The sequence below is a fragment of the Acinetobacter sp. Swhac1 genome, from assembly GCF_013390985.1.
In the GTDB taxonomy this organism is placed as follows: domain Bacteria; phylum Pseudomonadota; class Gammaproteobacteria; order Pseudomonadales; family Moraxellaceae; genus Acinetobacter; species Acinetobacter towneri.
Genome location: NZ_JACASN010000016.1, coordinates 36,737 through 56,444, shown reverse-complemented (window position 1 = coordinate 56,444; position 19,708 = coordinate 36,737). Strand labels below are relative to the sequence as shown.

The 19,708-nt window shown below is 38.9% G+C and carries 27 protein-coding genes; 20 read left to right on the top strand and 7 right to left on the bottom strand.

Translation table 11 applies throughout. The features are described 5' to 3' along the window. Window positions 1-101: 101 nt before the first annotated feature. The 9 genes from HX743_RS09705 (at window position 102) to HX743_RS09665 (ending at window position 7,595) form a co-directional block, all read left to right on the top strand. A complete protein-coding gene (locus tag HX743_RS09705) occupies window positions 102-1,277 on the top strand; it encodes a phage tail sheath protein (RefSeq protein WP_178319109.1) in 1,176 nt (391 codons plus the stop codon). Window positions 1,278-1,314: 37 nt separating this feature from the next. Beyond that, a complete protein-coding gene (locus HX743_RS09700) occupies window positions 1,315-1,830 on the top strand; it encodes a phage major tail tube protein (protein ID WP_178319108.1) in 516 nt (171 codons plus the stop codon). Window positions 1,831-1,896: 66 nt separating this feature from the next. Then, window positions 1,897-2,247, top strand: a complete 351-nt coding sequence (locus tag HX743_RS09695) for a phage tail assembly protein (RefSeq protein WP_178319107.1) — start codon at window positions 1,897-1,899, stop codon at window positions 2,245-2,247. Then, the gene (locus HX743_RS16570; RefSeq protein WP_348637022.1) at window positions 2,205-2,369 is read left to right on the top strand and encodes a GpE family phage tail protein; all 165 of its coding nucleotides are present in this window, start codon (window positions 2,205-2,207) and stop codon (window positions 2,367-2,369) included. Before HX743_RS09695 ends, HX743_RS16570 begins: the two co-directional genes overlap by 43 nt. Window positions 2,370-2,381: 12 nt before the next feature. After that, window positions 2,382-5,249: a phage tail tape measure protein gene (locus tag HX743_RS09685; protein WP_178319106.1), complete on the top strand. Its 2,868-nt coding sequence runs from the start codon at window positions 2,382-2,384 to the stop codon at window positions 5,247-5,249. 6 nt (window positions 5,250-5,255) lie between these two features. Further along, window positions 5,256-5,696, top strand: coding sequence for a phage tail protein (locus HX743_RS09680; RefSeq protein ID WP_178319105.1), 441 nt, complete (start codon window positions 5,256-5,258; stop codon window positions 5,694-5,696). A gap of 9 nt (window positions 5,697-5,705) precedes the next feature. Continuing rightward, a complete protein-coding gene (locus HX743_RS09675) occupies window positions 5,706-7,007 on the top strand; it encodes a contractile injection system protein, VgrG/Pvc8 family (RefSeq protein WP_178319104.1) in 1,302 nt (433 codons plus the stop codon). 151 nt (window positions 7,008-7,158) lie between these two features. Then, window positions 7,159-7,398, top strand: a complete 240-nt coding sequence (locus HX743_RS09670) for an ogr/Delta-like zinc finger family protein (RefSeq protein ID WP_178319103.1) — start codon at window positions 7,159-7,161, stop codon at window positions 7,396-7,398. Then, window positions 7,395-7,595 (top strand): TraR/DksA C4-type zinc finger protein, encoded by a 201-nt coding sequence (locus HX743_RS09665; protein WP_178319102.1) that lies wholly within the window; start codon window positions 7,395-7,397, stop codon window positions 7,593-7,595. The genes HX743_RS09670 and HX743_RS09665 overlap by 4 nt, the downstream gene beginning before the upstream one ends. A gap of 381 nt (window positions 7,596-7,976) precedes the next feature. Here HX743_RS09665 and HX743_RS09660 read toward each other — a convergent pair whose 3' ends face one another. The 3 genes from HX743_RS09660 to HX743_RS16395 all read right to left on the bottom strand — a co-directional run bounded on the left by HX743_RS09660 (window position 7,977) and on the right by HX743_RS16395 (window position 10,803). Beyond that, window positions 7,977-8,810: a hypothetical protein gene (locus HX743_RS09660; protein ID WP_178319101.1), complete on the bottom strand. Its 834-nt coding sequence runs from the start codon at window positions 8,808-8,810 to the stop codon at window positions 7,977-7,979. Window positions 8,811-8,824: 14 nt separating this feature from the next. Continuing rightward, a complete protein-coding gene (locus HX743_RS09655; protein ID WP_250316223.1) occupies window positions 8,825-9,682 on the bottom strand; it encodes a hypothetical protein in 858 nt (285 codons plus the stop codon). A gap of 227 nt (window positions 9,683-9,909) precedes the next feature. Continuing rightward, complete coding sequence (locus HX743_RS16395) at window positions 9,910-10,803, bottom strand: BRCT domain-containing protein (RefSeq protein WP_348637021.1); 894 nt, start codon at window positions 10,801-10,803, stop codon at window positions 9,910-9,912. Here HX743_RS16395 and HX743_RS16390 point away from each other — a divergent pair. The 5 genes from HX743_RS16390 to HX743_RS09630 all read left to right on the top strand — a co-directional run bounded on the left by HX743_RS16390 (window position 10,785) and on the right by HX743_RS09630 (window position 12,509). Beyond that, window positions 10,785-11,078, top strand: coding sequence for a hypothetical protein (locus HX743_RS16390; RefSeq protein WP_250316222.1), 294 nt, complete (start codon window positions 10,785-10,787; stop codon window positions 11,076-11,078). The genes HX743_RS16395 and HX743_RS16390 overlap by 19 nt on opposite strands. 408 nt (window positions 11,079-11,486) lie before the next feature. Beyond that, window positions 11,487-11,624, top strand: coding sequence for a hypothetical protein (locus HX743_RS09645; protein WP_178319099.1), 138 nt, complete (start codon window positions 11,487-11,489; stop codon window positions 11,622-11,624). A 24-nt stretch (window positions 11,625-11,648) separates the two neighbouring features. Next, the gene (locus HX743_RS09640) at window positions 11,649-11,843 is read left to right on the top strand and encodes a hypothetical protein (protein WP_178319098.1); all 195 of its coding nucleotides are present in this window, start codon (window positions 11,649-11,651) and stop codon (window positions 11,841-11,843) included. 3 nt (window positions 11,844-11,846) lie between these two features. After that, window positions 11,847-12,170 carry a hypothetical protein gene (locus HX743_RS09635; protein ID WP_178319097.1) on the top strand — a complete coding sequence of 108 codons (324 nt, stop codon included), beginning with the start codon at window positions 11,847-11,849 and terminating at the stop codon, window positions 12,168-12,170. 129 nt (window positions 12,171-12,299) lie between these two features. After that, window positions 12,300-12,509, top strand: coding sequence for a hypothetical protein (locus HX743_RS09630; RefSeq protein ID WP_178319096.1), 210 nt, complete (start codon window positions 12,300-12,302; stop codon window positions 12,507-12,509). Between the two features lie 13 nt (window positions 12,510-12,522). Here HX743_RS09630 and HX743_RS09625 read toward each other — a convergent pair whose 3' ends face one another. The 3 genes from HX743_RS09625 to HX743_RS09615 form a co-directional block, all read right to left on the bottom strand. Further along, entirely contained in the window at window positions 12,523-13,026 is a 504-nt protein-coding gene (locus HX743_RS09625; RefSeq protein ID WP_178319095.1) for a hypothetical protein, read from the bottom strand. After that, the gene (locus HX743_RS09620; RefSeq protein ID WP_178319094.1) at window positions 13,027-13,200 is read right to left on the bottom strand and encodes a hypothetical protein; all 174 of its coding nucleotides are present in this window, start codon (window positions 13,198-13,200) and stop codon (window positions 13,027-13,029) included. A 104-nt stretch (window positions 13,201-13,304) separates the two neighbouring features. After that, window positions 13,305-13,652: a helix-turn-helix domain-containing protein gene (locus tag HX743_RS09615; protein ID WP_178319093.1), complete on the bottom strand. Its 348-nt coding sequence runs from the start codon at window positions 13,650-13,652 to the stop codon at window positions 13,305-13,307. Window positions 13,653-13,743: 91 nt separating this feature from the next. Between HX743_RS09615 and HX743_RS09610 the strand changes: the two genes are divergently transcribed. From HX743_RS09610 to HX743_RS09585, 6 genes are all read left to right on the top strand, one after another. After that, the gene (locus HX743_RS09610; protein ID WP_178319092.1) at window positions 13,744-13,932 is read left to right on the top strand and encodes a hypothetical protein; all 189 of its coding nucleotides are present in this window, start codon (window positions 13,744-13,746) and stop codon (window positions 13,930-13,932) included. 90 nt (window positions 13,933-14,022) lie between these two features. Further along, window positions 14,023-16,761, top strand: coding sequence for a toprim domain-containing protein (locus tag HX743_RS09605; RefSeq protein WP_178319091.1), 2,739 nt, complete (start codon window positions 14,023-14,025; stop codon window positions 16,759-16,761). After that, window positions 16,758-17,069 (top strand): hypothetical protein, encoded by a 312-nt coding sequence (locus HX743_RS09600; RefSeq protein ID WP_250316221.1) that lies wholly within the window; start codon window positions 16,758-16,760, stop codon window positions 17,067-17,069. Before HX743_RS09605 ends, HX743_RS09600 begins: the two co-directional genes overlap by 4 nt. 63 nt (window positions 17,070-17,132) lie before the next feature. Next, on the top strand, window positions 17,133-17,699 hold the full coding sequence (locus HX743_RS09595; RefSeq protein WP_178319090.1) for a hypothetical protein: 567 nt from the start codon (window positions 17,133-17,135) through the stop codon (window positions 17,697-17,699). A gap of 7 nt (window positions 17,700-17,706) precedes the next feature. Next, complete coding sequence (ssb, locus tag HX743_RS09590) at window positions 17,707-18,060, top strand: single-stranded DNA-binding protein (protein ID WP_178319089.1); 354 nt, start codon at window positions 17,707-17,709, stop codon at window positions 18,058-18,060. Window positions 18,061-18,068: 8 nt separating this feature from the next. After that, complete coding sequence (locus tag HX743_RS09585) at window positions 18,069-18,365, top strand: hypothetical protein (protein WP_178319088.1); 297 nt, start codon at window positions 18,069-18,071, stop codon at window positions 18,363-18,365. Window positions 18,366-18,515: 150 nt separating this feature from the next. Here the strand turns inward: HX743_RS09585 and HX743_RS09580 are convergent, their stop codons facing one another. Further along, window positions 18,516-19,583: a site-specific integrase gene (locus tag HX743_RS09580; RefSeq protein ID WP_178319087.1), complete on the bottom strand. Its 1,068-nt coding sequence runs from the start codon at window positions 19,581-19,583 to the stop codon at window positions 18,516-18,518. Window positions 19,584-19,708 lie beyond the last annotated feature (125 nt).

Sequence of the window (19,708 nt, the reverse complement as noted above, 5' to 3'; positions counted from 1 at the left end):
TATATTTGTACTCCCCTCACTTACAAAACCCCGCAATTTAATTGTGGGGTTTTCTATGCAAGCCTGTTTGATGAAATTAAAACATCACAACAGGTTTTTTTATGGCACTTGATCAATACCATCACGGTGTTCGTGTTGTAGAAGTGAGTACAGGTACACGTCCTATTCGTACCGTTGCAACTTCAATTATCGGACTGATCGCAATTTCTGACGATGCTGATGCAACCGCTTTCCCACTAGATACTCCAGTTTTACTTACTAACGTACAGGCAGGCATTGCCAAAGCAGGTACTGAAGGCACATTACGACAATCACTGCAGTCTATTGCAGATCAGGTCAATACAATGGTTGTAGTCGTTCGAGTGGCCAAAGCAGAAACACCAGAAGAGCAAACTTCACTTGTTATTGGCACTACGACAGCTGAAGGTAAATATACGGGCTTAAAAGCCTTACTTACTGCCAAATCTACCTTGGGCGTAAAACCACGTATTTTAGGTACACCTGGTCTAGATAATGCTGCCGTCACAGCTGAGTTGGTGACGACTGCACAAAAATTACGTGGCATGGCGTATGCCTATGCACATGACTGTGCAACCAAAGAAGACGTTATTGCATATAAAGAAAGTTTTGGTGCACGTGAATTAATGCTCATTTGGCCGCAATGGCTGAAGTTCGATACAACCACAAGTGCAAATCAAGCAGTTTCACCTGTAGCCACTGCCCTAGGCTTGCGTGCTTACATTGACAAAACAGCGGGTTGGCATAAAACGTTGTCTAACGTTCCTGTAAACGGTGTCATCGGTATCGACAAGGATATTTTTTGGGATTTACAAGACCCGGATACAGATGCGGGTTATCTCAACTCAAATGACATTACCACACTCATTAATGAAAGTGGCTTCCGCTTTTGGGGTTCACGCACTTGTTCATCTGATCCGCTATTTGCATTTGAAAATTACACTCGTACTGCACAAATTCTTGCCGACACGATTGCTGATGCTCACATGTGGGCTGTAGACAAACCAATGCACCCAAGTCTGGTGAACGACATCATTGAAGGTATCAATGCCAAATTTCGTGAGTTGACCAATGGTGGATACATCATGGGTGCTCAAGCTTGGTATGACGAAAATGAAAACAGTGTTGAACAGCTCAAAGCAGGTAAATTGCGTATTTCTTATGACTATACGCCTGTACCACCGCTGGAAGATTTAGGCTTTATCCAACGTATTGAAGATGTCTATCTTGCCGATTTTGGCGCACGAATCACCGCATAAGCGGTGGTTTGCTTAACCATTTTAAGAGTAAAGAAATATGGGTTTACCAGCAAAATTGAAAAACTTTGGCATCTTCAATGATGCTGAATCATATATTGGCCAGGCAGCAGAGGTCACCATTCCAAAACTTGGACGTAAGTTAGAAAGCTTCCGTGGTGCAGGAATGAATGGCCCTGTAAAAGTAGATTTAGGCATGTCTGATGATGGCATTCAATTTGAATTCAAAATTGGCGGCTTGGATTTACTTTCAATTCGACAATATGCCAACGCCAGTGTTTCAGGTGTACAGCTGCGTTTCGCAGGTGCGTATCAGCGTGATGACACAGGCGAAGTAGATGCTGTGGAAATTGTTGCCCGTGGTCGTCACGAAGAAATTGATTTTGGTACGCAAAAGCCTGGTGACGATACTGAACAAACTGTCGTGATGCCATGTGCTTATTACAAGTTGACCGTGAATGGTGAAGTTGTGGCTGAAATCGACATCATGGGCATGAAAGAAAACATTGGTGGTAAAGATCGACTCGAAGCGCAACGTAAAGCGTGCGGTTATTAAGCTCCCTTCCCTGACGTGCTGAATATCGTACGTCAGTTTTTTTAATACATTTTTAGGATATATGACATGGAACCAACTCAAGAACAAATCGAAACCACACAGACCATCGCCAACCCGAATGAAAAAGTCATTGAACTGGAAACCCCCATCATGATTGGTGGCTCACAAGTTACACATGTAACTGTACGAAAACCATCTGTACCAGCACTAAGCGGTGTTTCGCTTCAAGAAATTTACACCACTCAAGTAGATGCTCTGGTTAAGGTTTTACCTAAAGTGACATCACCACAATTACCTGCAGTCGTAATTGCAGCTATGGATCCTGTCGACCTTGCTCAACTGGGAGGTGCTGTCGTTTATTTTTTGATGCCGAAATCTCAGCGTGCAGTAATGGATGCACAATTGTCCCCTGCATAGATTCTGCGATTGCCAATATTGCGGTGGTCTTTCATTGGCCACCGCAAACTTATGAACACATGAGTCTGACTGAGCTATCCAAATGGCATCAGTTAGCAATAGAAAGAAATCAAACAGAATAGGTCAATCCACCAATGGCAACTTTAAATTTAGAAGTACTTTTTAAAGCACGCGATGAGCTTACAGGTCCTATTAAAGCCATCATTGGTGGCTCGAATGATTTAGGAAAAGCATTTAAACAAACCAACTCACATCTAAAATCTCTACAGGATCAGCAGCGGAGAATTGGGCGTTTTAATGAACTACGCGACGGATTAGAAAAAACCAATGCATCATTAGAAAAACATAAGCAAACTATTAATGATTTAAAGCAACAAGCTAAACTTGGGCCACTTACACAAGAACAAGTCACCGCATTAGGTAAAGCTGAAGCTGCAGTAAAACGTCTAAACTCAACCTATAAAAACCAATCTCAGGAAATCACTGCCACTGTCCAAGAGCTAAATAAAGCAGGCATAAGCGTGGACCGACTTGCAGATCATGAAAGCGAGCTGAAAGACAAAATTCTGCAGACCACGATGGAGCTAAATAAACGTCGTGATGCGCTCAACAATGCCAAATCTGCACAGGAAAAGTTTGCCAAAACACAAGAACAATTAAAAAAAGCTGCAGGTTATGCACAGACAGGTTTAATGGTTGCAGGTGCATCTGCAGCAGCAATGAGCATACCAGTTAAACTTTCAATTGATTTTGAATCAGCAATGGCTGACGTCAAGAAAGTGGTGGACTTTGAAACGCCACAACAATTCAAACAAATGGAAAATGACATCATCAGTATGAGTTCACGACTGCCTATGGCTGCAAAGGATATTGCAGCCATTTACGCTGCTGGTGGACAGTCTGGTATTGCTAAAAATGAATTATCGCAGTTTGCTGAAACAGCTGTGAAGATGGGTGTAGCTTTCGACATTACAGCCGAAGAATCAGGACAGGCAATGGCAGAAATGCGTACAGCATTCAAAATGTCACAATCTGAAGTAACAACATTAGCGGATAAAATTAACTACCTAGGCAACAATACCCCTGCCGCGGCTAAAGGCATCATGGATATTGTGCAACGTATTGGTCCGTTGGGTGAAGTCGGTGGCTTTGCTTCTGGATCTATTGCCGCATTAGGGGCAACAATTCGTGGCATGGGCGTAGCTGAAGAAGTAGCTGCAACAGGTATTAAAAATATGATGTTGGCATTGGTTGCTGGTGAGTCTGCAACTAAATCTCAGCACAATGCCTATATAGATCTTGGGCTAGACGCAGAGAAAGTAGCCCAGAATATGCAGAAAGATGCGGAAGGCACAACTCTGTCAGTTTTAAAAGCCATTTCAAAACTGGATAAGTATAAACAAGCAGCAATGTTAAAAGATTTATTTGGTTCAGAATCTTTAGGTTCCATCGCTCCACTACTCACAAACATGGAAGCATTGGAAGCCAACTTAAATAAAGTTTCAGATAAAACACTGTACGCAGCCAGTATGGAAAAAGAATATGCTGCACGTGCTGCCACAACTGCAAACAATCTACAACTGGCAAAGAATCAGGTTGTAGCAGTTGGACTAACCATTGGTAATATCTTATTGCCCACAGTGAATAATCTGATTGGTAAGTTTAGTGGCATTATCCAAGCTGTGCAAAATTGGACAGCCCAAAACCCAGCACTAACTTCCACGCTAGTCAAAGTTGCAGTTGGTGCTATTGCAGTAATTGGTGGTTTAAGTGCTTTAGCCTTAGGTGTAGTAACAGTACTAGGTCCTTTGGCCATGCTCAAAATGACGATGGCAACACTTGGTGGCGGTGCTGGTGCAGCAGCAGGTGCTTTAAAATTCTTACTTGGTCCAATTAAAGCTATTGGTCTAGCCTTTGTTTGGGTTGGAAAATTAATGTTAGCTAACCCTATGATTTTAGCCATTACTGCCACTGTTGCCGTAGTTACGGGTGCAGCCTATCTTATTTATAAAAACTGGGAACCAATCAAAGGTTTCTTTGGCAATGTATGGGCAGCTGTAAAAAATGCATTTAGTTCAGGCATCAACTTCATTAAAGGCATAATCCAAAACGTAGATACCGTTTTTGCAAATAACCCATTATTGAATTTTTTATTCCCTTTAATTGGTATCCCGAGAATGCTCATTGCGAATTGGTCCAGTATTGGGAGCTTTTTTAGTTCGTTATGGATGAGCATGAAAATGGGTGCTGCCAGTGTATGGGCATCTATTGTTTCATTCTTTTCACCAATTGGCTCATGGTTTACAGCTAAATGGGAGTCAGCAAAAGCAGCAACAAGTACAGCTTGGTTAAGTATCAAAGCAACAGTGGCCAATGCATGGAATAGTTTAGTATCTGCAATTTCAACCAATCCAATCCTGCAGAAAATTATTGATGGCTGGAACAGCATATTTGCTTATTTAAGCGGTCTTAAAGATCGAATGCTTGGTATTGGCAACAACATCATTCAAGGTTTAGTCGATGGGATTAAATCTGGTTTTGGCAAACTTAAAGAAATCTGGAATACGGTTAATAGCTATATTCCTGACTTTGCTAAAAAGAAAATGGATATTCACAGTCCATCCCGTGTCATGGCAGGTATTGGTGGCCATATTATGGGTGGCATGGGCGTTGGTATTCAGGGTGGCATGCAGAATCTAAAGAATCAGTTTAATCAAGCATTAGACATTTTTAACCAACAGCCAACACCTCCACCAGTAATGGCTGGTGCAATGATTAATCAGCTCTCCCCTACCATGCCAACTATGGCAAAAACAGCCATGCCAACTGCAGGTGGTCGCAACATTACGATTATCAATCAGGATAAAATTGAAATTATCGTCAAGTCTGATGCTACAGGTGGACCTTTGCATCATGCTGCAGAATCTGTGCGTAAACAATTGGAAGAACATGAACGTAAACGTGCTGAAATTCAGCGTCGTATGCTGTCAGATCGGGAGTAATTCAACATGATGATGGCTTTGGGTTTATTTGTTTTTAAATTATCAACCGCTGCTTATCAGGAGTTCCAACGTTCAACCAGTTGGAAACATGCAGGCAATAACCGCTTTGGTACCACACCAAGTTACCAATACACAGGTAAAGGTGAAGATACGATTACGCTAACAGGTGACATTTATCCAGAACTGACTGGGTTTAATGATTCTTTGGACAGACTTCGTGAAATGGCTGACACAGGCAAAGCCTATATTTTAATTGAAGGTACTGGAAAAATTTATGGTGCATGTACGATTGGTCAGATCCAAGAAACCAAAACCGTATTCTTTAAAAATGGTGGTGCCCGAAAAATCAGTTTTACCGTAAATCTCACCATTATTCGAGATTATGAGCCATCAATATTAGGTGGCTTAGTCGGTATGGGTGTCAATCTGGCCAACCGCTTTATCTAAGGTAGAAAAATGATTAATACTTTGGTGAATTCAGTTTTATCTGAACATGAGCGACTGACCAATTACCCGCATGCAATTTACCGAATTAATGTAGATGGCCATGATATTTCGCGGCTCATTGCCCCACGTTTAATTAGTATGACCATTACAGACAACCGTGGTTTGGTCACAGACAGTGTAGACATAACGTTGGATGATGCAGACGGTTTACTGGATATTCCGCCTATTGGTGCCGAATTACAGGTTTGGATTGGATGGCAAGATACAGGATTAATTGATAAGGGCAAATTCAAAGTCAGCTCTACCAGTCATAGCGGATCACCAGATATTTTACGCATTAGTGCCCAAAGCAATGACTTGTCTGAAGGTTTACGTCAAAAGCGTGAACGCTCGTTTACAAATAAAACCCTGCAGGATATTTTCCAATCCATTGCAGTCGATTATGGCTTAAAACCTGTTGTGCATGACCAACTGGCCAACCGTACTATTCGCTATTTGGCACAAAATGAAAGTGATGCCAATTTAATTACCAGAATTGCAGATGAACACGATGCGATTGCGACTGTCAAAAATAACCACCTAGTTTTATTGCCCAAAGGTTTAGGTCAATCAGGTTCTGGACTTGCTTTACCAGATGTAGAATTAAAACGGCATTTTGGTGACCAACATAGTTACGACTGTGGTGCCAGCAATGACAAGGTAAACGGTGTTAAAGCCTACTATTACAATGCCAATAAATCCGAAAAGCTATTTGTGATTATTGGTACAGACCATGAAAATCCTAAAGAAATTCGCTTTGTGCATCGTGATAAAAAGACAGCAGAATTGGCTGCATTTGCAGAGTTCAATCGTTGTAAACGTTCTGAACAAAGCTTGAGTTTTACTTTGGCCAAAGGACGTGCTGACCTAATTCCAGAACAGCAGTTTACATTTGAAGGGATAAAACCACAGATTGATGACATTGTTTGGCTTGGTAAAACCATTACACATGAATTGAATGACAGTACAGGATTTACCACTAAAATTCAGTTGGAAGTACAGTTGCCCAATGCAGACGATATTTCAGAATTATTTGAAGATAAAACTAAACTTGAAACACCTGAATCTCAAAAGAAAGTCGGCAAACGCAAAGCCAAGTCATATCAAGATTACACAGGCGTTGTGGTTTTTTATAAAAATGGCAGAAACACTCCAATGCTCACCAGTGGTGATCAGAGCAAACCTTTAAAACTGGTACATGTATATAAAACCAAAAAGACAGCTGAAAATGCTTTGAAACGTGAACAGGCAAGAATTGATAAAGCTAAGTAATAGGCAAAAAAATACCGCTATCTGGGGAAATAGCGGCGGAAATGGTACAGTTCACCCTTTAATAATAACGAAATATCGTAATAACCACAACAAAAGTCATTACAAATGATACAATAATTAAAACAAATCATCATTTATCGAGATTATAAGAATGGCAACACTCTATCAAAATAAATGCCCACATTGTGGTTATCGGTTATCTATACGACATTCGTATGTTGAAAATGCTCTACTTAAAACTCTATATGGCCAATGCCAAAACCTTGAGTGTGGTTGGACTGGTCGTGGAATTCTTGAATGGGTTTATCAAATTTCTCCCTCGGCTCAACCAAATCCAGATATTGAACTTCCTTTCACAGCCCTTTCTGAAAAAAAACTGGTTCCCGCATGACTGACTTAATTGATGTAGCCCAAGAACTACAACTTAAACAAGTAAACATTCAACCACGCGACTACAGCACCGCATCGCTTTCTGAATGTGAAGAATGTGGCAATGCTATTCCACCAGAACGTCAAAAGTTAGGAGCTGTCACGCTGTGTATAGAGTGTAAAAGCCTGGAAGAAAAACATGCCAATCGTTACCGCTGATTCATCAGATCCAATCGAATGCCCTTGCCCTATTTGTAACTCACAGGATTAGATATGACACATTTACATTTAATGGTTTCACTTATGATCTTTCTTACATTTATTGCTGTGCTAGTGCTGTGGTATTTGTTTGCTGCTTATAAACGACTCACACGACTACAGAAAGAGTTGCATAAATTACATCAACAAAAGTGTGCATTTATTCAAGCACAGGAACGAGCTGCTGCTATAACCAAACACCGAATCAACTTATAAAGGTGACCTATGTGGCTCTATCCATTCCTGATAGGGTTTATGTCAGGTATATCTTTCAGCTTAACTTATTTTTTATATTATCTTAACTAACCCTTTAAGGAGTCTTAAAGGGTTGATTGATTAAAATTATGCTGCCTCTTTTCCAAGCCAAAATAACATTTTGTCGTTTAACTCTTCTTCTGAATCAGCACTTTCAATATTGAATTCATAGCCTTTAAATTTGAAATCGAGTTTATCTAAAGTCTCTCCAATTTCATCGACCTTTCCTTCATCTAGTTTTTTTAATTCATCTGCACATGGTCTTAAAACAAAAAAGTTAGCACCCTTTTTATCTATCTGAGATGCTGTTAAAAGATCAGTTGCCAACATTAAATAATTAGTGTTTATGGTATCTACGTTATTCGTAACAACAGAAACGAAACTACCATAGTTAGAAGAGCTTCTCATAGGTACATATAAATCACTATTATTTTTTCTCAAATAGCTATCTTCAGGAAATAAGTCTAATAAATGTTTATATTCTTCATTACTTTTCATTACCTTTCTAAGGTTAGCTGTAGCTCGTTTTAAAAAAGGTTCGTTTTTAATATATCTAAAGTCATTTTTTACCTTCTCCTTTGCTGCATGTACTTTGCCCAACGTAACAACTCGACCATACAATCGTTCTAAAATTTTTTCTTCACTTTGCCCTTTAGCTAAGCCCTTATTAATCAGACGAATTTGATCTGAAAAATTGAAGTTATCTGACTTAAACGCACTTAAAGAAATATCTATCACATCCTGAAGATGCTTTACTGTATCCTCATCATACAAACAATGAACACGACCAAAGCTATCTAACATTTTGAAATGATTTTTTCCTTCATGCTGAAATGAAACACCAATATTTAGATATTCTTCTGTAGCTATATCTGGGTTCCATTGTACAAGTGACCATTCACCTTTAATTATATTTGACATATGAATCCACCTATTTAAGCAGCTAAAGCATGAGGTAAACGAGTTGCAACCGTAGCAAAACGAATTTCAAAATAATTGAAAAATTCGTCAATTTTACTGTCTAAATTACTACCTATTGTTTTATTAATCTGGATAATGCAGTTTTGGATATCAGCCTTTGCTTGAGCATAAGAACTGCTATTTTTTGCAGCAATATCTAAAATTGGCTGGTATACAGTTGGATGAAGTATTGTCCCTTTGTACTGAGCTTTAAATGCATTTAACATCCAATTTGTACTATTATATGTAGGGTCAATTTTTTCACACTGCCAATCAACCACTCCAAAAATTTGGCCATGGTCAATTACACCTATATCATCTTTTTTAATAAAAATTAGATTCCCAATATTTCTATCAATATTGCCTACCCAATCATCGAAAGCAACCAAAGATTTAAAGTTTGGCCATGAACCCAAGACCGAAAGGATCTGCTGTGCTTCATTACTAGAAATATTAGGGGGATTTTTAAGGTACATCTTTTTTAAATCTTTACCGCCTAGACTTGCAGTCACCCAACCATAGACGAAGCCATTAGCAGCAGCAAAACTATCTGTGTTTGTATCAATAGGGAATTCTGTAACATCTAATTTAATTAAAGCTGCACGAGTTGACTGACGCAAACTAGCCGAGTTGGCAAGCAAGAATCCAAAACTTTCATTAATAATTTCTTTAATTCTTGTATTTACAGGAAATAGTTTAACAAATGATTCAATGATATCACCATTTGGCCATTGGACTTCTGCCAAGTATGTTTTTGCAGAAACTCCTCCACTTGTAGGACTCATTTCCTTTAATGTAACCAAATAGCCATCTTGCTCAATCATTTCTATCATTGTGCCAATAACCCTTCGTAAGTTTATTTATTCTATAAATTCATAGTAACTTAGAAGCTATTTCGCTTAAAGCATAATCCTGAGTTTTCACCACATATTTTAAGAATAGCTACCCCATCATCCTTTATTCAAATTCTTAATAGCTTCAGTAGTCGCCTTGACCATATCTGTTGTACTTTTCATTTGGTCTGAAATGAGACTGCTCGTATCCTTATGAGCACCCCCATTTATTTCACGGCCAAAATATTTACAAAATCATCTTCAGTTAAAATACGGATATTCGCTCCATCCTTTTGCCACTTCAAAGCCTGTTCAAATTTACGTCCATAACTCATGTGTGCCCAGTGTGGATTCCCTTTATTACAGATGACCAAGTATTTTACTTTTTTGGTTAAGCTATCTGTAAATAATCCACCTTTAGATTCAATAGCTTCTTTCCACTCTGCTTTGGTATATCTATTCGATGCACCAGTTATGCAGAATAATGCCCCATCTATTTTGAATTCCCCGTGATAAAAATTTGGATTTCTCTGCTCTAGTGTTGAACTCAATGCTACTTTAGGCAAGCAATAGTCATCTCTATTCACATACTTACTGATATTAGCGACCAGCGCTTCAATAACAGCAAGATCTACCTTATTTAAAACTCTGACAGTCGAAAGTAATGAATAGATTTCTTCATATAAGTTTTCTTCTTTTAAATGTTTGTGTCCATCCAACCACTGTTGTAATGCCAAGACCTCAATATCAGTAATGTTACCATCACAAAGTAAACCTGAAAGTAGACCATGCAAACGTTGAATATCAGCCGTACCAGATGCAAAGTATTTTGACCGTTTAAATGTGATTAATAGTTCATTAACTTCACTACGGTTTTTTTCAAGAAATGCTTTATCGTTTATAGCCTTGTTTAATATTTGATATAGGCTATCAAAATTAGCTAATTCACAAAATTCAGGATAAACCTCTATCCAGCGTATAAGACCTTTGATTTCAACTTCATTGATTGTATCGTCAATAAAAATACCTTCAAAGAAACCTAAGATCGTATTATTCAGTTTTATATTTGAATGTTTGGCTTGCCTTAATTCGGATTTATCTATTGTGTTCTCTACCGCCACAAATGGTGATGGTTGAACAGGTTGATCAGGTTGAACAGGTTGAACAAGTTGAACAGGTTGAACAGGTTGAACAGGTTGAACAGGTTGAACAGGTTGAACAGGTTGAACAGGTTGAACAGGTTGAACAGGTTGAACAGGTTGAACAGGTTGAACAGGTTGAACAGGTTGAACAGGTTGAACAGGTTGAACAGGTTGAACAGGTTGAACAGGTTGAACATTATCTTTCTTGCCTAAATTTATCTTGTTTTTGCCAAAATAAATCAAAAAAACAATAGTAGAAATAATACCCAGTAAAAAAACTAAAAGCTCACTGCCTGTAGCAGCTTGATTAGGCTCATTAGGTACAACAACTGCCATTAATACCAAAATTGCGAAAACGGCTGCTAAATGGTGAAAAAATATTTTTAAACGTGATACAGGAGCGTGATGAATCGTCAGAAAATAACTTCTAGGTTTTATAAGAAACCAAAGTACTGACCAACTTATTACAAATAATATCCCTATTAAAAAGTACATAATATAAGCCACTTACAGCACCCCACCCACATAATTTTGCATAAAGTCTTGACGCCTTAATAGTATCTAAGATACTCTAATTTCACCATAGCAAAATCTATGGTCAGGCGTAGGAACCTGAAATATTTTGACAAAAGGCGCAAAAAGTCCGCCCTCGGGCTATTTTTTTGCGTAAAATTCAGCTTTGCTGCTTTTTGGCAGGCTGGACAGGGCAGTCGTTTGACTGGCCGTTTCCTTTTGTCACGGTAATTCCTACCCCTGTTCAGTCTGTCACCATTACCGTAGGAAGTGATGGTGTCAGTTAGTAAATTGACAAAAGGAATCAGCAAATGAAACATTTCGCTAATGCACATTCGTGCGCTCAAAATAACGTACGTGAACATTCCCCTATTTATGACCTGCAGGCATACAAAGCTCGCCAACGCAAAATCAAACGCCAAAATTTTTTAAAGAACACAGCTGAAGCAAGTATGTATTTCTGTGCTGCCGCTTTAACTTTCTCAATGCTGTTCTGGGGAGTTTGAGTGATGAAAAATAATATCAAGGAACAATTTGCACAGTTATTTTGGGACTTGCAGCCACAACTCACCACAGCACAGCAACAAACCTGTGCCAGTACACTTATTGCATTAGATCAGTTAGCAACCTTGCTATATGAGCTGCAACAAGCACATGGCATTATCCACAATTGCATAAATAGCATGACCGCAGAACAGCGGCTTCAGGTCGCTTCTAATAATTATCTTGATCACCTTTCTGCACAATGGGCATTTCGCTCCAGTGAAAGGCAAGAAGTTCTACAACGCGGAAAAAATATTTTAAAACGAGATTTTTCTGAAAAACTGCACTAAACGGAAAGTCATTTTTTTAAATGTGCTAGATTTCGATTAATCCACCAAGCATGGTCAATTGCCATGCTTGGTTTACCCTATTTTTTTATTTAAAAGTGATGCTCATTCAAAGAGTTAGGACTTTAAGATATGAAATCAGTTATTGATATACAAATAAAAGCAGATATGACAGCAGAAGAAAAGTTAGAACAGATCGCTTACCCTGTCGAAAATCTGCAACTTATGTTGTCAGCATTGACCAAAATGCACTTAGACCACCCTCTGCCTGGGGATGAACTGACAGCATTGTTAAATATCTTGCACAAACAAGTACTCGATATTCAAAGATCAATTAACTAACAAAAAACTCCGCTTATTGCGGAGTTTTTTTAATCTCATCCATCGGAATGCCTGTTGTTTCAGCCACTTTTTCATTAAATTTCTTTTGGAATTCGGCATCTTCTTTCACCTGACCTAACCAATAGAAAATTGAAAAACCACTCACCAAGGCAGCACCAACAATACCAGCACCAACGTTAATCAATAACTCTTTCCACCATGGAGTATGAACTGCATTTACAATTTCATCGTCACGTATTTGACTTTTATATTGCACAAGCTCATCTAATGTCGTTTCGTCAATGAACTTATTTAAACGATCTTCCGCAAGCCTTCTATAACTTGATATTTTCTGATCTGTTGTTGTATCAATATTGAAAAATTGCTGAATTTGATCATACGTAGGTTTAGCACCATGCTTGGCTTCGTAAGCATCAATCCAGTTATTCTTATCTTTTTTATAAATGGTATAAGCGACCATTCCGATAAAATCTTTATCGCTTAATACAAGTTTGCTAAAAGTATTATGGTCGCTCATTTATTTATTATCACGTAAAAGTGAACGTGCATAAGCAGCATTGATTTCTGCTTCACTATAACGACGCTCTATAATTTGACGTTTAATCTTTTCTGGAAGATCGACATCTTTAATGCTGCGCCCGCTCATCATATTTGCATTTGCACGACGGATGGTTTCTAAGCTTATAGCCATAACGACGCTCCTATTTAACAAAGACAACAAAGCGTATCTAAGTTCTTTAGATACGCTTTTATATGTTAAGTATAAACTAATGTTCACACAACGCAAATGAACGACTATTTCGTATTAAACTGCTCTGCGTAAGTTTTAACTAATGAAATCAAAGCAGTGCGCATTTCTGAACGTGTACAGCGATAAAACTCAATTAACTGCTTTTCTTCTTCTGAAAGCTCATTTTGTATAATTTCCTGCTTGCCCCACAAAATATAAGCAATATCAAAACCATGATCTTCCAACTTGTCCAACTGGTCAGTTGTAAGCGGGTCATTGTGCTTTTCATAACGCACTACAGAATTCTTTTTTACCCCTAAAATTTCAGCTAGCTCATCCTGTGTTTTTATATCTAATCGTTTACGTTCTTCCTTTAAACGCTCCCCACGATTTAAAAAATCATCATTTTTCATACTTTTTCCTAAAATAACACTTGAATATCATCATTAATGGTACTAAATTAGAGTTACAGAGCATCCAAGTAACTATTTATGGTGATTTTACATGAACACGCCAGTTGATCAAACAAAACAACGTCACACACAAACCACTATGGTTCGTTGGACTGAACCTCAGTTTGAAACACTTCGCAAATTAGCGTTTGAACAAAAAAAACAGCCCGCTGTTTTCATCCGTGAATTCCTTCTAAAGCACTGCCCAGAATTGGCTTCATCTGTGGATGAGCGATTGTAATCAAAGCAGTTTTAACCTGCTTTAAAAGCTACAAACTTCACAACAGTTTTCACAATTTCAAACAATGGTCGATTTTTTGACGGGGTTCAAATGTTAGACATACAAAGACGCATAGATGACCGTCTAAACCAAATTTTTAAGTTTAAAAAAGTTGGGGAATGGTATCGTCACGGCATCTGCCCACAATGCAGTAAAAAAGAATGCTATACACATGCACACACCCCACGTGTTGTGAAATGTAGTCGTTTAAATAACTGTGGCTATGAAGAGCATGTTAAAGATATTTGCGAAGACTTATTCAAGGATTGGTCTAAAGAGTTTCCAAAAACAGAAACCAACCCACATGCAGCAGCAGATGCATACTTACGTCATGGCCGTGGTTTTGATCTTGCACCGCTCAAAGGTTTATATACACAGGACACCTTCAGTAACGAACATAAATATCCTGGACTTTATACCGGTACTGTCCGCTTCAAATTAGCAGATGGAATTTATTGGGAACGATTCATAGACCGCCCAGAACGCTTTGGTCGTCAAAAAGCAAACTTCATTGGAAAATATGAAGGCTTGTCTTGGTCTATGCATGACTTAGATACGCTCTGCAATGCACCTTCGTTTTGGATCACGGAAGGTATTTTCAATGCAATTGCCCTAATCCAATCTGGACAGTTAGCTATTGCCACAATGGCCACGGGCAACTATCCAACTGTTTTACTTAAACAGATTGCAGACCGTTGCCACGAACTAAAAAAAGATAAGCCACGCTTGATCTGGGCATTTGACAATGACAAAGCAGGCAAAGATGCAATTAAAAAATTTCACTTACGCGCACTTCAAGAAAAGTGGGCTTCTACAGCTGCTCTACCACCGCATCAAGTCAAAGGTAAAAACCTAGACTGGAATGACTTGTTTATGCACGATCTACTGCACAGTGAAGAACGTGCGAAGTATCGTCATTATGGTGAGTTGCACATTGCTGAAACTGCCGAACAGGCTGGGTTGCTCATCTACAACTTTAAAGAAGGTCGTACCAAGACTTTTTTCTTTAATCACAATTTCCGTCTTTACTGGTTCAATCTGGATTACGACAAATATGCCAAGCGTATGAATCAGATTGAAGAAGATCCAAGTTTTGACGATTTACTTGATCAACAGAAACGTGAACAAGCGTTACGTGACTGTGCAGCAGTGACCGAAATCTGTAACGCACAGATTGAACCACTGTACTTTGAACGCAACGAAATTACTGGCGAAGCTTGGTATTACTTCAATGTGCAAAGCCAGTGGGCAGAAAAGAAAACCCAATTTACCCCAAGCCAAATAGGAAGCCGTAGCAAGTTTAAAGATGCCACCATGGAAATCATGGCAGGTGCTATGTGGACTGGCACCGATCAACAGCTTGAATTTTTTATGAAACGCAAAACGGAGCGATTAAAAGAAGTTAAAACCACAGATTTTATTGGCTATTCCAGTGAATACCAAACCTATATTTTTCCAAAACATGCTGTGCATAACGGTCAAGTTATCCCCATTAATGAACATGATTACTTCAAAATTAAGCGCCTTGAACTCAAGAGCTTGGCGAAGTCCCCTGTCATTACATTAAACCCGAAAAAAGAATTTAAACCCTTTTGGTGGAAAGACTTTTACCGTGTACGTGGCAGTAAAGGATTAATTGCCCTGGCATGGTGGACAGGAACTTACTTTGCTGAACAAATCCGCGCTATGCATAGTTCATATCCATTCATTGAAATTATTGGCCAAGCGGGCGCAGGTAAATCACGCTTAATTGAGTTTTTATGGAAACTCAGCGGTCGAAAAGACTATGAAGGCTTTGATGCTAACAAATCTACCAACGTCGCGGTTTACCGCAACTTTGCCCAAATCTCAAACCTTCCAGTTGTGTTGATTGAAGGTGACCGTAACGATGCTCAAGGCAATGCTGTAAAACAAGCCAAGTTCAGTTGGGATGAACTCAAAGATGCTTTTAACGGTCGTGCAATTCGCAGTAAAGGTCTAAAGACTGCAGGTAATGAAACGTATGAACCACCATTCCGCGGTGCAATTATGATTTCACAGAACAGTGCAATTGCTGCATCTGAAGCAATTTTGACTCGTACATTACACCTTTCATTTGACCGCAAGGGACAGTCACTAGAAACCAAGCGCATAGTCGACGCACTCGACCGCATTGAGCTTGAAGAAGCATGTACCTACATGACGCATTGCCTACGTAAAGAAAATGAGATCCTTACAACATATCAAGAACGTCTAAAAAGCCTTGAAGACCAGTATCACAGCGTAGGTATTACACATACACGTATTGCTTTATGTCATGCACAAGTCGCTGCTCTTATTGAAGCGATCGCAGAGCATGTGTTGAATGGCCATCTGGATTATGAAGAAGTCGCTACAGCACAAGAAATGCTAATGGACATGGCTCAACAACGTGTCGATCAATTAAATGGCGACTGTCAAGAAGTTGAACAATTCTGGGAAGCTTTTGAATATTTACAAAGTGGCAGAAACCCACAATTCAGCCTTAATCATCATGACCATGATGCCCAGACCATCGCAATCAACTTAAACGAAGTCTATAAGGTTGCTGCTCAGCAGTTCCAAAAACTACCAGAAATTACCGTGATGAAAAACCTACTTAAAACATCACAAAAATTCAAATTTATAGAATCTAACCGAGCGATTAGCTCAAACCGCTATCCAACCGATGCTGTTAAAAACTTAAATGCCGACAATGAATTGGTAGATAAGCGTCGCACAGTCAAATGTTGGATTTTCTCTAACCCGAGCTATGGAGTAGCACAGTCATGATGAATGCCTACATAGCACCACCTTCCCTACTACCTTTTATTGATGACAAGGAAATACTTATGGCCAATCAACAAGACTTAGATTATGTCGGTCAAAAAATCATTGAAGTCCTACGCGAGAAGTTCCCGAATGATGAAGGATACATTCAGGAAAAGATTTATCGATTATCTGAAATGAATAATAAATATGAAACTTTTTCATGGGCATTGAATCAACTTGATTATGACAATCAATGCTTATTATTTGCAAAATTAGGAATAAACATCCATGGCTATAAATTCTACAACCATTTATTTCAACAACTTTAAATCAAAACACACATACAGAAGTTACCGCTTCTGTATGTGCTACACAACTACTGGAGCGCAATTATGCAAAATGATTCTACCGCAAAAATCACTGACATCATTTATTTTCATGGTGTTACCTTACATATTATCACCCATGACAATACAAAATATATCCCAGCTAAACCACTCATTGAAGTGTCTGGCAATGTTTGGAGAAGAGCCAAAGTAACCATAGAACAAGGCGATAATGCCATTTTATATGGCACAAAACGCCTAAAACTACAGAATTTTGACATCGAAGGTCACACTAGTGTGAACCTTTCAGAAGTTCTTTGTATTCGTTTTGATCGTATTTATATCTATTTAGCACGTATCAATACCAACATGATGAAAGCTAAAGGCAACATCAATGCAGCAGAACAATTGCTCCAACTACAAATTGAATGGGCAAAAGTTTTACATGACTATGAAACACATGGTATTGCCATTAAAGAAAAATCTACACATACCGAACTCATGCAAATCATGAAAATGCGTCAAATGGCCATAGGGAATGAAAAACAGGTTTTCACCGAAATGCTAGAACAAAAACTTCAAAATTATGGCCTCAAAGCAAAAACTAGCCAAGCTGATCTATTTAAAGGGTAACAAAATCATGAAAGGAGTCAATAAAGTCATTTTGGTCGGCATGGTCGGTGCAAATCCTATTTCAAAGCATTTTCCAAACGGTGGATCCTATGCCCAATTTTCAATTGCCACCTCTGACAAATACCAGGACAAACGTACTGGTGATTGGATAGAAAATACAGAGTGGCATCGAATTGTCGCAAATAATCGACTAGGGGAAATTGCCTGCCAATTTCTAAAAAAAGGTTCAAAAGTCTACATAGAAGGTTCGTTGCACACTCGAAAATGGACAGACCAGAACCGACAAGAACGCTACGTCACTGAAGTTAGAGCCAATATGCTTCAGTCACTTGATGGCACCCCTCAAGCCAATGCTATGTGAGATGTACCATGACGATAAATACTGATTCACTTATAGAAAAAATACTGCTCAAAATAATGAAGCAAATTGAAGCAAAGCCAATTATCCCAATTGAATACCAACTTTGGGATGAACATGACATTGCTCAGTACTTCAAATATTCATTGGACTATACAAAACGGAATATTATCAGTAATGATGATTTTCCCCCAAGCCGTGAACTACCAACATCTGCCTCTGGCGATCGCACAGTGTCACGTTGGAAAGCCACCGATGTCATACGTTTTGGAATGGCATTTGATAAAACAAATATTTGCTACAACTAAGATAGAGCCACCGCAAGGTGGCTTTATTACCTTTTGAGTTACCAAATAATTACCAACAAGCACTCAAATAAAATTTATAAAAATTAATATGATAAAGCTATAAATCAACAGACTTACCTTTATCACCACATTCCGATACGACCAATATACTTATGCCAATAACCCACTTAATCCTGCAGTTTGATTAAGCTCATCCAGGATCTCATCATTGGTAGGGTTATAATAGGTCAACGCTTGTTTTGGATCCTTCCATCCAAAAATTTTGCATAAAGTCAGAGCATTTTTAATTCGTCTGGCCATAAGTGAAGCCGCTTCATGACGTGAATCATGAAAAGTAAGGTCTGCATGTTCTAGACCAGCCTGTGTACGCGCCTTTCTAAATAAGCTATCACGTGTAGCATCACTAACAGTAAAGACCTTTGGACTCCCCTTACGATCAATTTTTAAAGCCAGCGACCACAAATGCAAAGCAAAATCATCTAAAGGTACCTTACGTGCCGAACCATTCTTTGTATCAGACAGCTGAATATATCGACCAAACAATACAACATCCTGTGGCAAGCAATTCGTGATCTCACCAGAGCGCATCCCCGTAGCCAAGGCAATCAACCAAATAAGAGCTACTTCCTGCATTTTTGTGTGAGGTATCATGCCAGGCTTATACTTAAAAGCAGCCAACATTTTTTCTAACTCATGCTCTTCTATGCGTCTTTCGCGGTGGTCTGGTTTCTTTGGCTTCCGAATTTCTTCGACAGGGTTAAAATCAATCCATCTTTTATCAAGCTTGCACCAATTGAAAAATGCGGACAGTAAAGAATAATCACGTAATACAGAGGAAGCCTTCAGAGGCCGTATAGATCTCTTCATAACCGAATCTTCCCACTGCTTAATGAACTCACTTTTATAGGCATGTAATGGCCAATCGACATTCGGTAAAGCTTCTTTTAAATAAACGATGCGCTGACGTTCTTTTTTTGCCGTCTTTTTATAAATAGAAACTTCATCACTATAACGTTGCAAAGCCTCCCGAACAGTCAGCACCACCTTTTTTTTGATAGCAGCTTCTGTGGCTGCGTTTAAAATCAAATCACGTTCAGTAGCTCTACCCCAATTCGTGGCATCAATTTTCTTTTCAAACGTCTTTGTTTTTCGCACACCATTTAATTCAACGTCCGCTTTCCACTTTTTATTAGGCCGCTGATAAATAGAAATACTCATCTACAAAATGCTCCTTAAGCAATCACCCAAAGCGGGTGGAAAACGGGTGGAAACATATACCAAATAATCACGGAAAATACCGTAAAAAAACATAAACACCAGAAACGACAAAGCCCCAAGCCTTT

What these genes read in the sequence shown, in the direction of transcription:
- HX743_RS09705 (WP_178319109.1), top strand. Translation starts at nt 102, where the DNA reads ATGGCACTTGATCAATACCATCACGGTGTTCGTGTTGTAGAAGTGAGT.
- HX743_RS09700 (WP_178319108.1), top strand. Translation starts at nt 1,315, where the DNA reads ATGGGTTTACCAGCAAAATTGAAAAACTTTGGCATCTTCAATGATGCT.
- HX743_RS09695 (WP_178319107.1), top strand. Translation starts at nt 1,897, where the DNA reads ATGGAACCAACTCAAGAACAAATCGAAACCACACAGACCATCGCCAAC.
- HX743_RS09685 (WP_178319106.1), top strand. Translation starts at nt 2,382, where the DNA reads ATGGCAACTTTAAATTTAGAAGTACTTTTTAAAGCACGCGATGAGCTT.
- HX743_RS09680 (WP_178319105.1), top strand. Translation starts at nt 5,256, where the DNA reads ATGATGATGGCTTTGGGTTTATTTGTTTTTAAATTATCAACCGCTGCT.
- HX743_RS09675 (WP_178319104.1), top strand. Translation starts at nt 5,706, where the DNA reads ATGATTAATACTTTGGTGAATTCAGTTTTATCTGAACATGAGCGACTG.
- HX743_RS09670 (WP_178319103.1), top strand. Translation starts at nt 7,159, where the DNA reads ATGGCAACACTCTATCAAAATAAATGCCCACATTGTGGTTATCGGTTA.
- HX743_RS09665 (WP_178319102.1), top strand. Translation starts at nt 7,395, where the DNA reads ATGACTGACTTAATTGATGTAGCCCAAGAACTACAACTTAAACAAGTA.
- HX743_RS09660 (WP_178319101.1), bottom strand. Translation starts at nt 8,810, where the DNA reads ATGTCAAATATAATTAAAGGTGAATGGTCACTTGTACAATGGAACCCA.
- HX743_RS09655 (WP_250316223.1), bottom strand. Translation starts at nt 9,682, where the DNA reads ATGATAGAAATGATTGAGCAAGATGGCTATTTGGTTACATTAAAGGAA.
- HX743_RS09640 (WP_178319098.1), top strand. Translation starts at nt 11,649, where the DNA reads ATGAAACATTTCGCTAATGCACATTCGTGCGCTCAAAATAACGTACGT.
- HX743_RS09635 (WP_178319097.1), top strand. Translation starts at nt 11,847, where the DNA reads ATGAAAAATAATATCAAGGAACAATTTGCACAGTTATTTTGGGACTTG.
- HX743_RS09630 (WP_178319096.1), top strand. Translation starts at nt 12,300, where the DNA reads ATGAAATCAGTTATTGATATACAAATAAAAGCAGATATGACAGCAGAA.
- HX743_RS09625 (WP_178319095.1), bottom strand. Translation starts at nt 13,026, where the DNA reads ATGAGCGACCATAATACTTTTAGCAAACTTGTATTAAGCGATAAAGAT.
- HX743_RS09620 (WP_178319094.1), bottom strand. Translation starts at nt 13,200, where the DNA reads ATGGCTATAAGCTTAGAAACCATCCGTCGTGCAAATGCAAATATGATG.
- HX743_RS09615 (WP_178319093.1), bottom strand. Translation starts at nt 13,652, where the DNA reads ATGAAAAATGATGATTTTTTAAATCGTGGGGAGCGTTTAAAGGAAGAA.
- HX743_RS09610 (WP_178319092.1), top strand. Translation starts at nt 13,744, where the DNA reads ATGAACACGCCAGTTGATCAAACAAAACAACGTCACACACAAACCACT.
- HX743_RS09605 (WP_178319091.1), top strand. Translation starts at nt 14,023, where the DNA reads ATGTTAGACATACAAAGACGCATAGATGACCGTCTAAACCAAATTTTT.
- HX743_RS09600 (WP_250316221.1), top strand. Translation starts at nt 16,758, where the DNA reads ATGATGAATGCCTACATAGCACCACCTTCCCTACTACCTTTTATTGAT.
- HX743_RS09595 (WP_178319090.1), top strand. Translation starts at nt 17,133, where the DNA reads ATGCAAAATGATTCTACCGCAAAAATCACTGACATCATTTATTTTCAT.
- ssb (WP_178319089.1), top strand. Translation starts at nt 17,707, where the DNA reads ATGAAAGGAGTCAATAAAGTCATTTTGGTCGGCATGGTCGGTGCAAAT.
- HX743_RS09585 (WP_178319088.1), top strand. Translation starts at nt 18,069, where the DNA reads ATGACGATAAATACTGATTCACTTATAGAAAAAATACTGCTCAAAATA.
- HX743_RS09580 (WP_178319087.1), bottom strand. Translation starts at nt 19,583, where the DNA reads ATGAGTATTTCTATTTATCAGCGGCCTAATAAAAAGTGGAAAGCGGAC.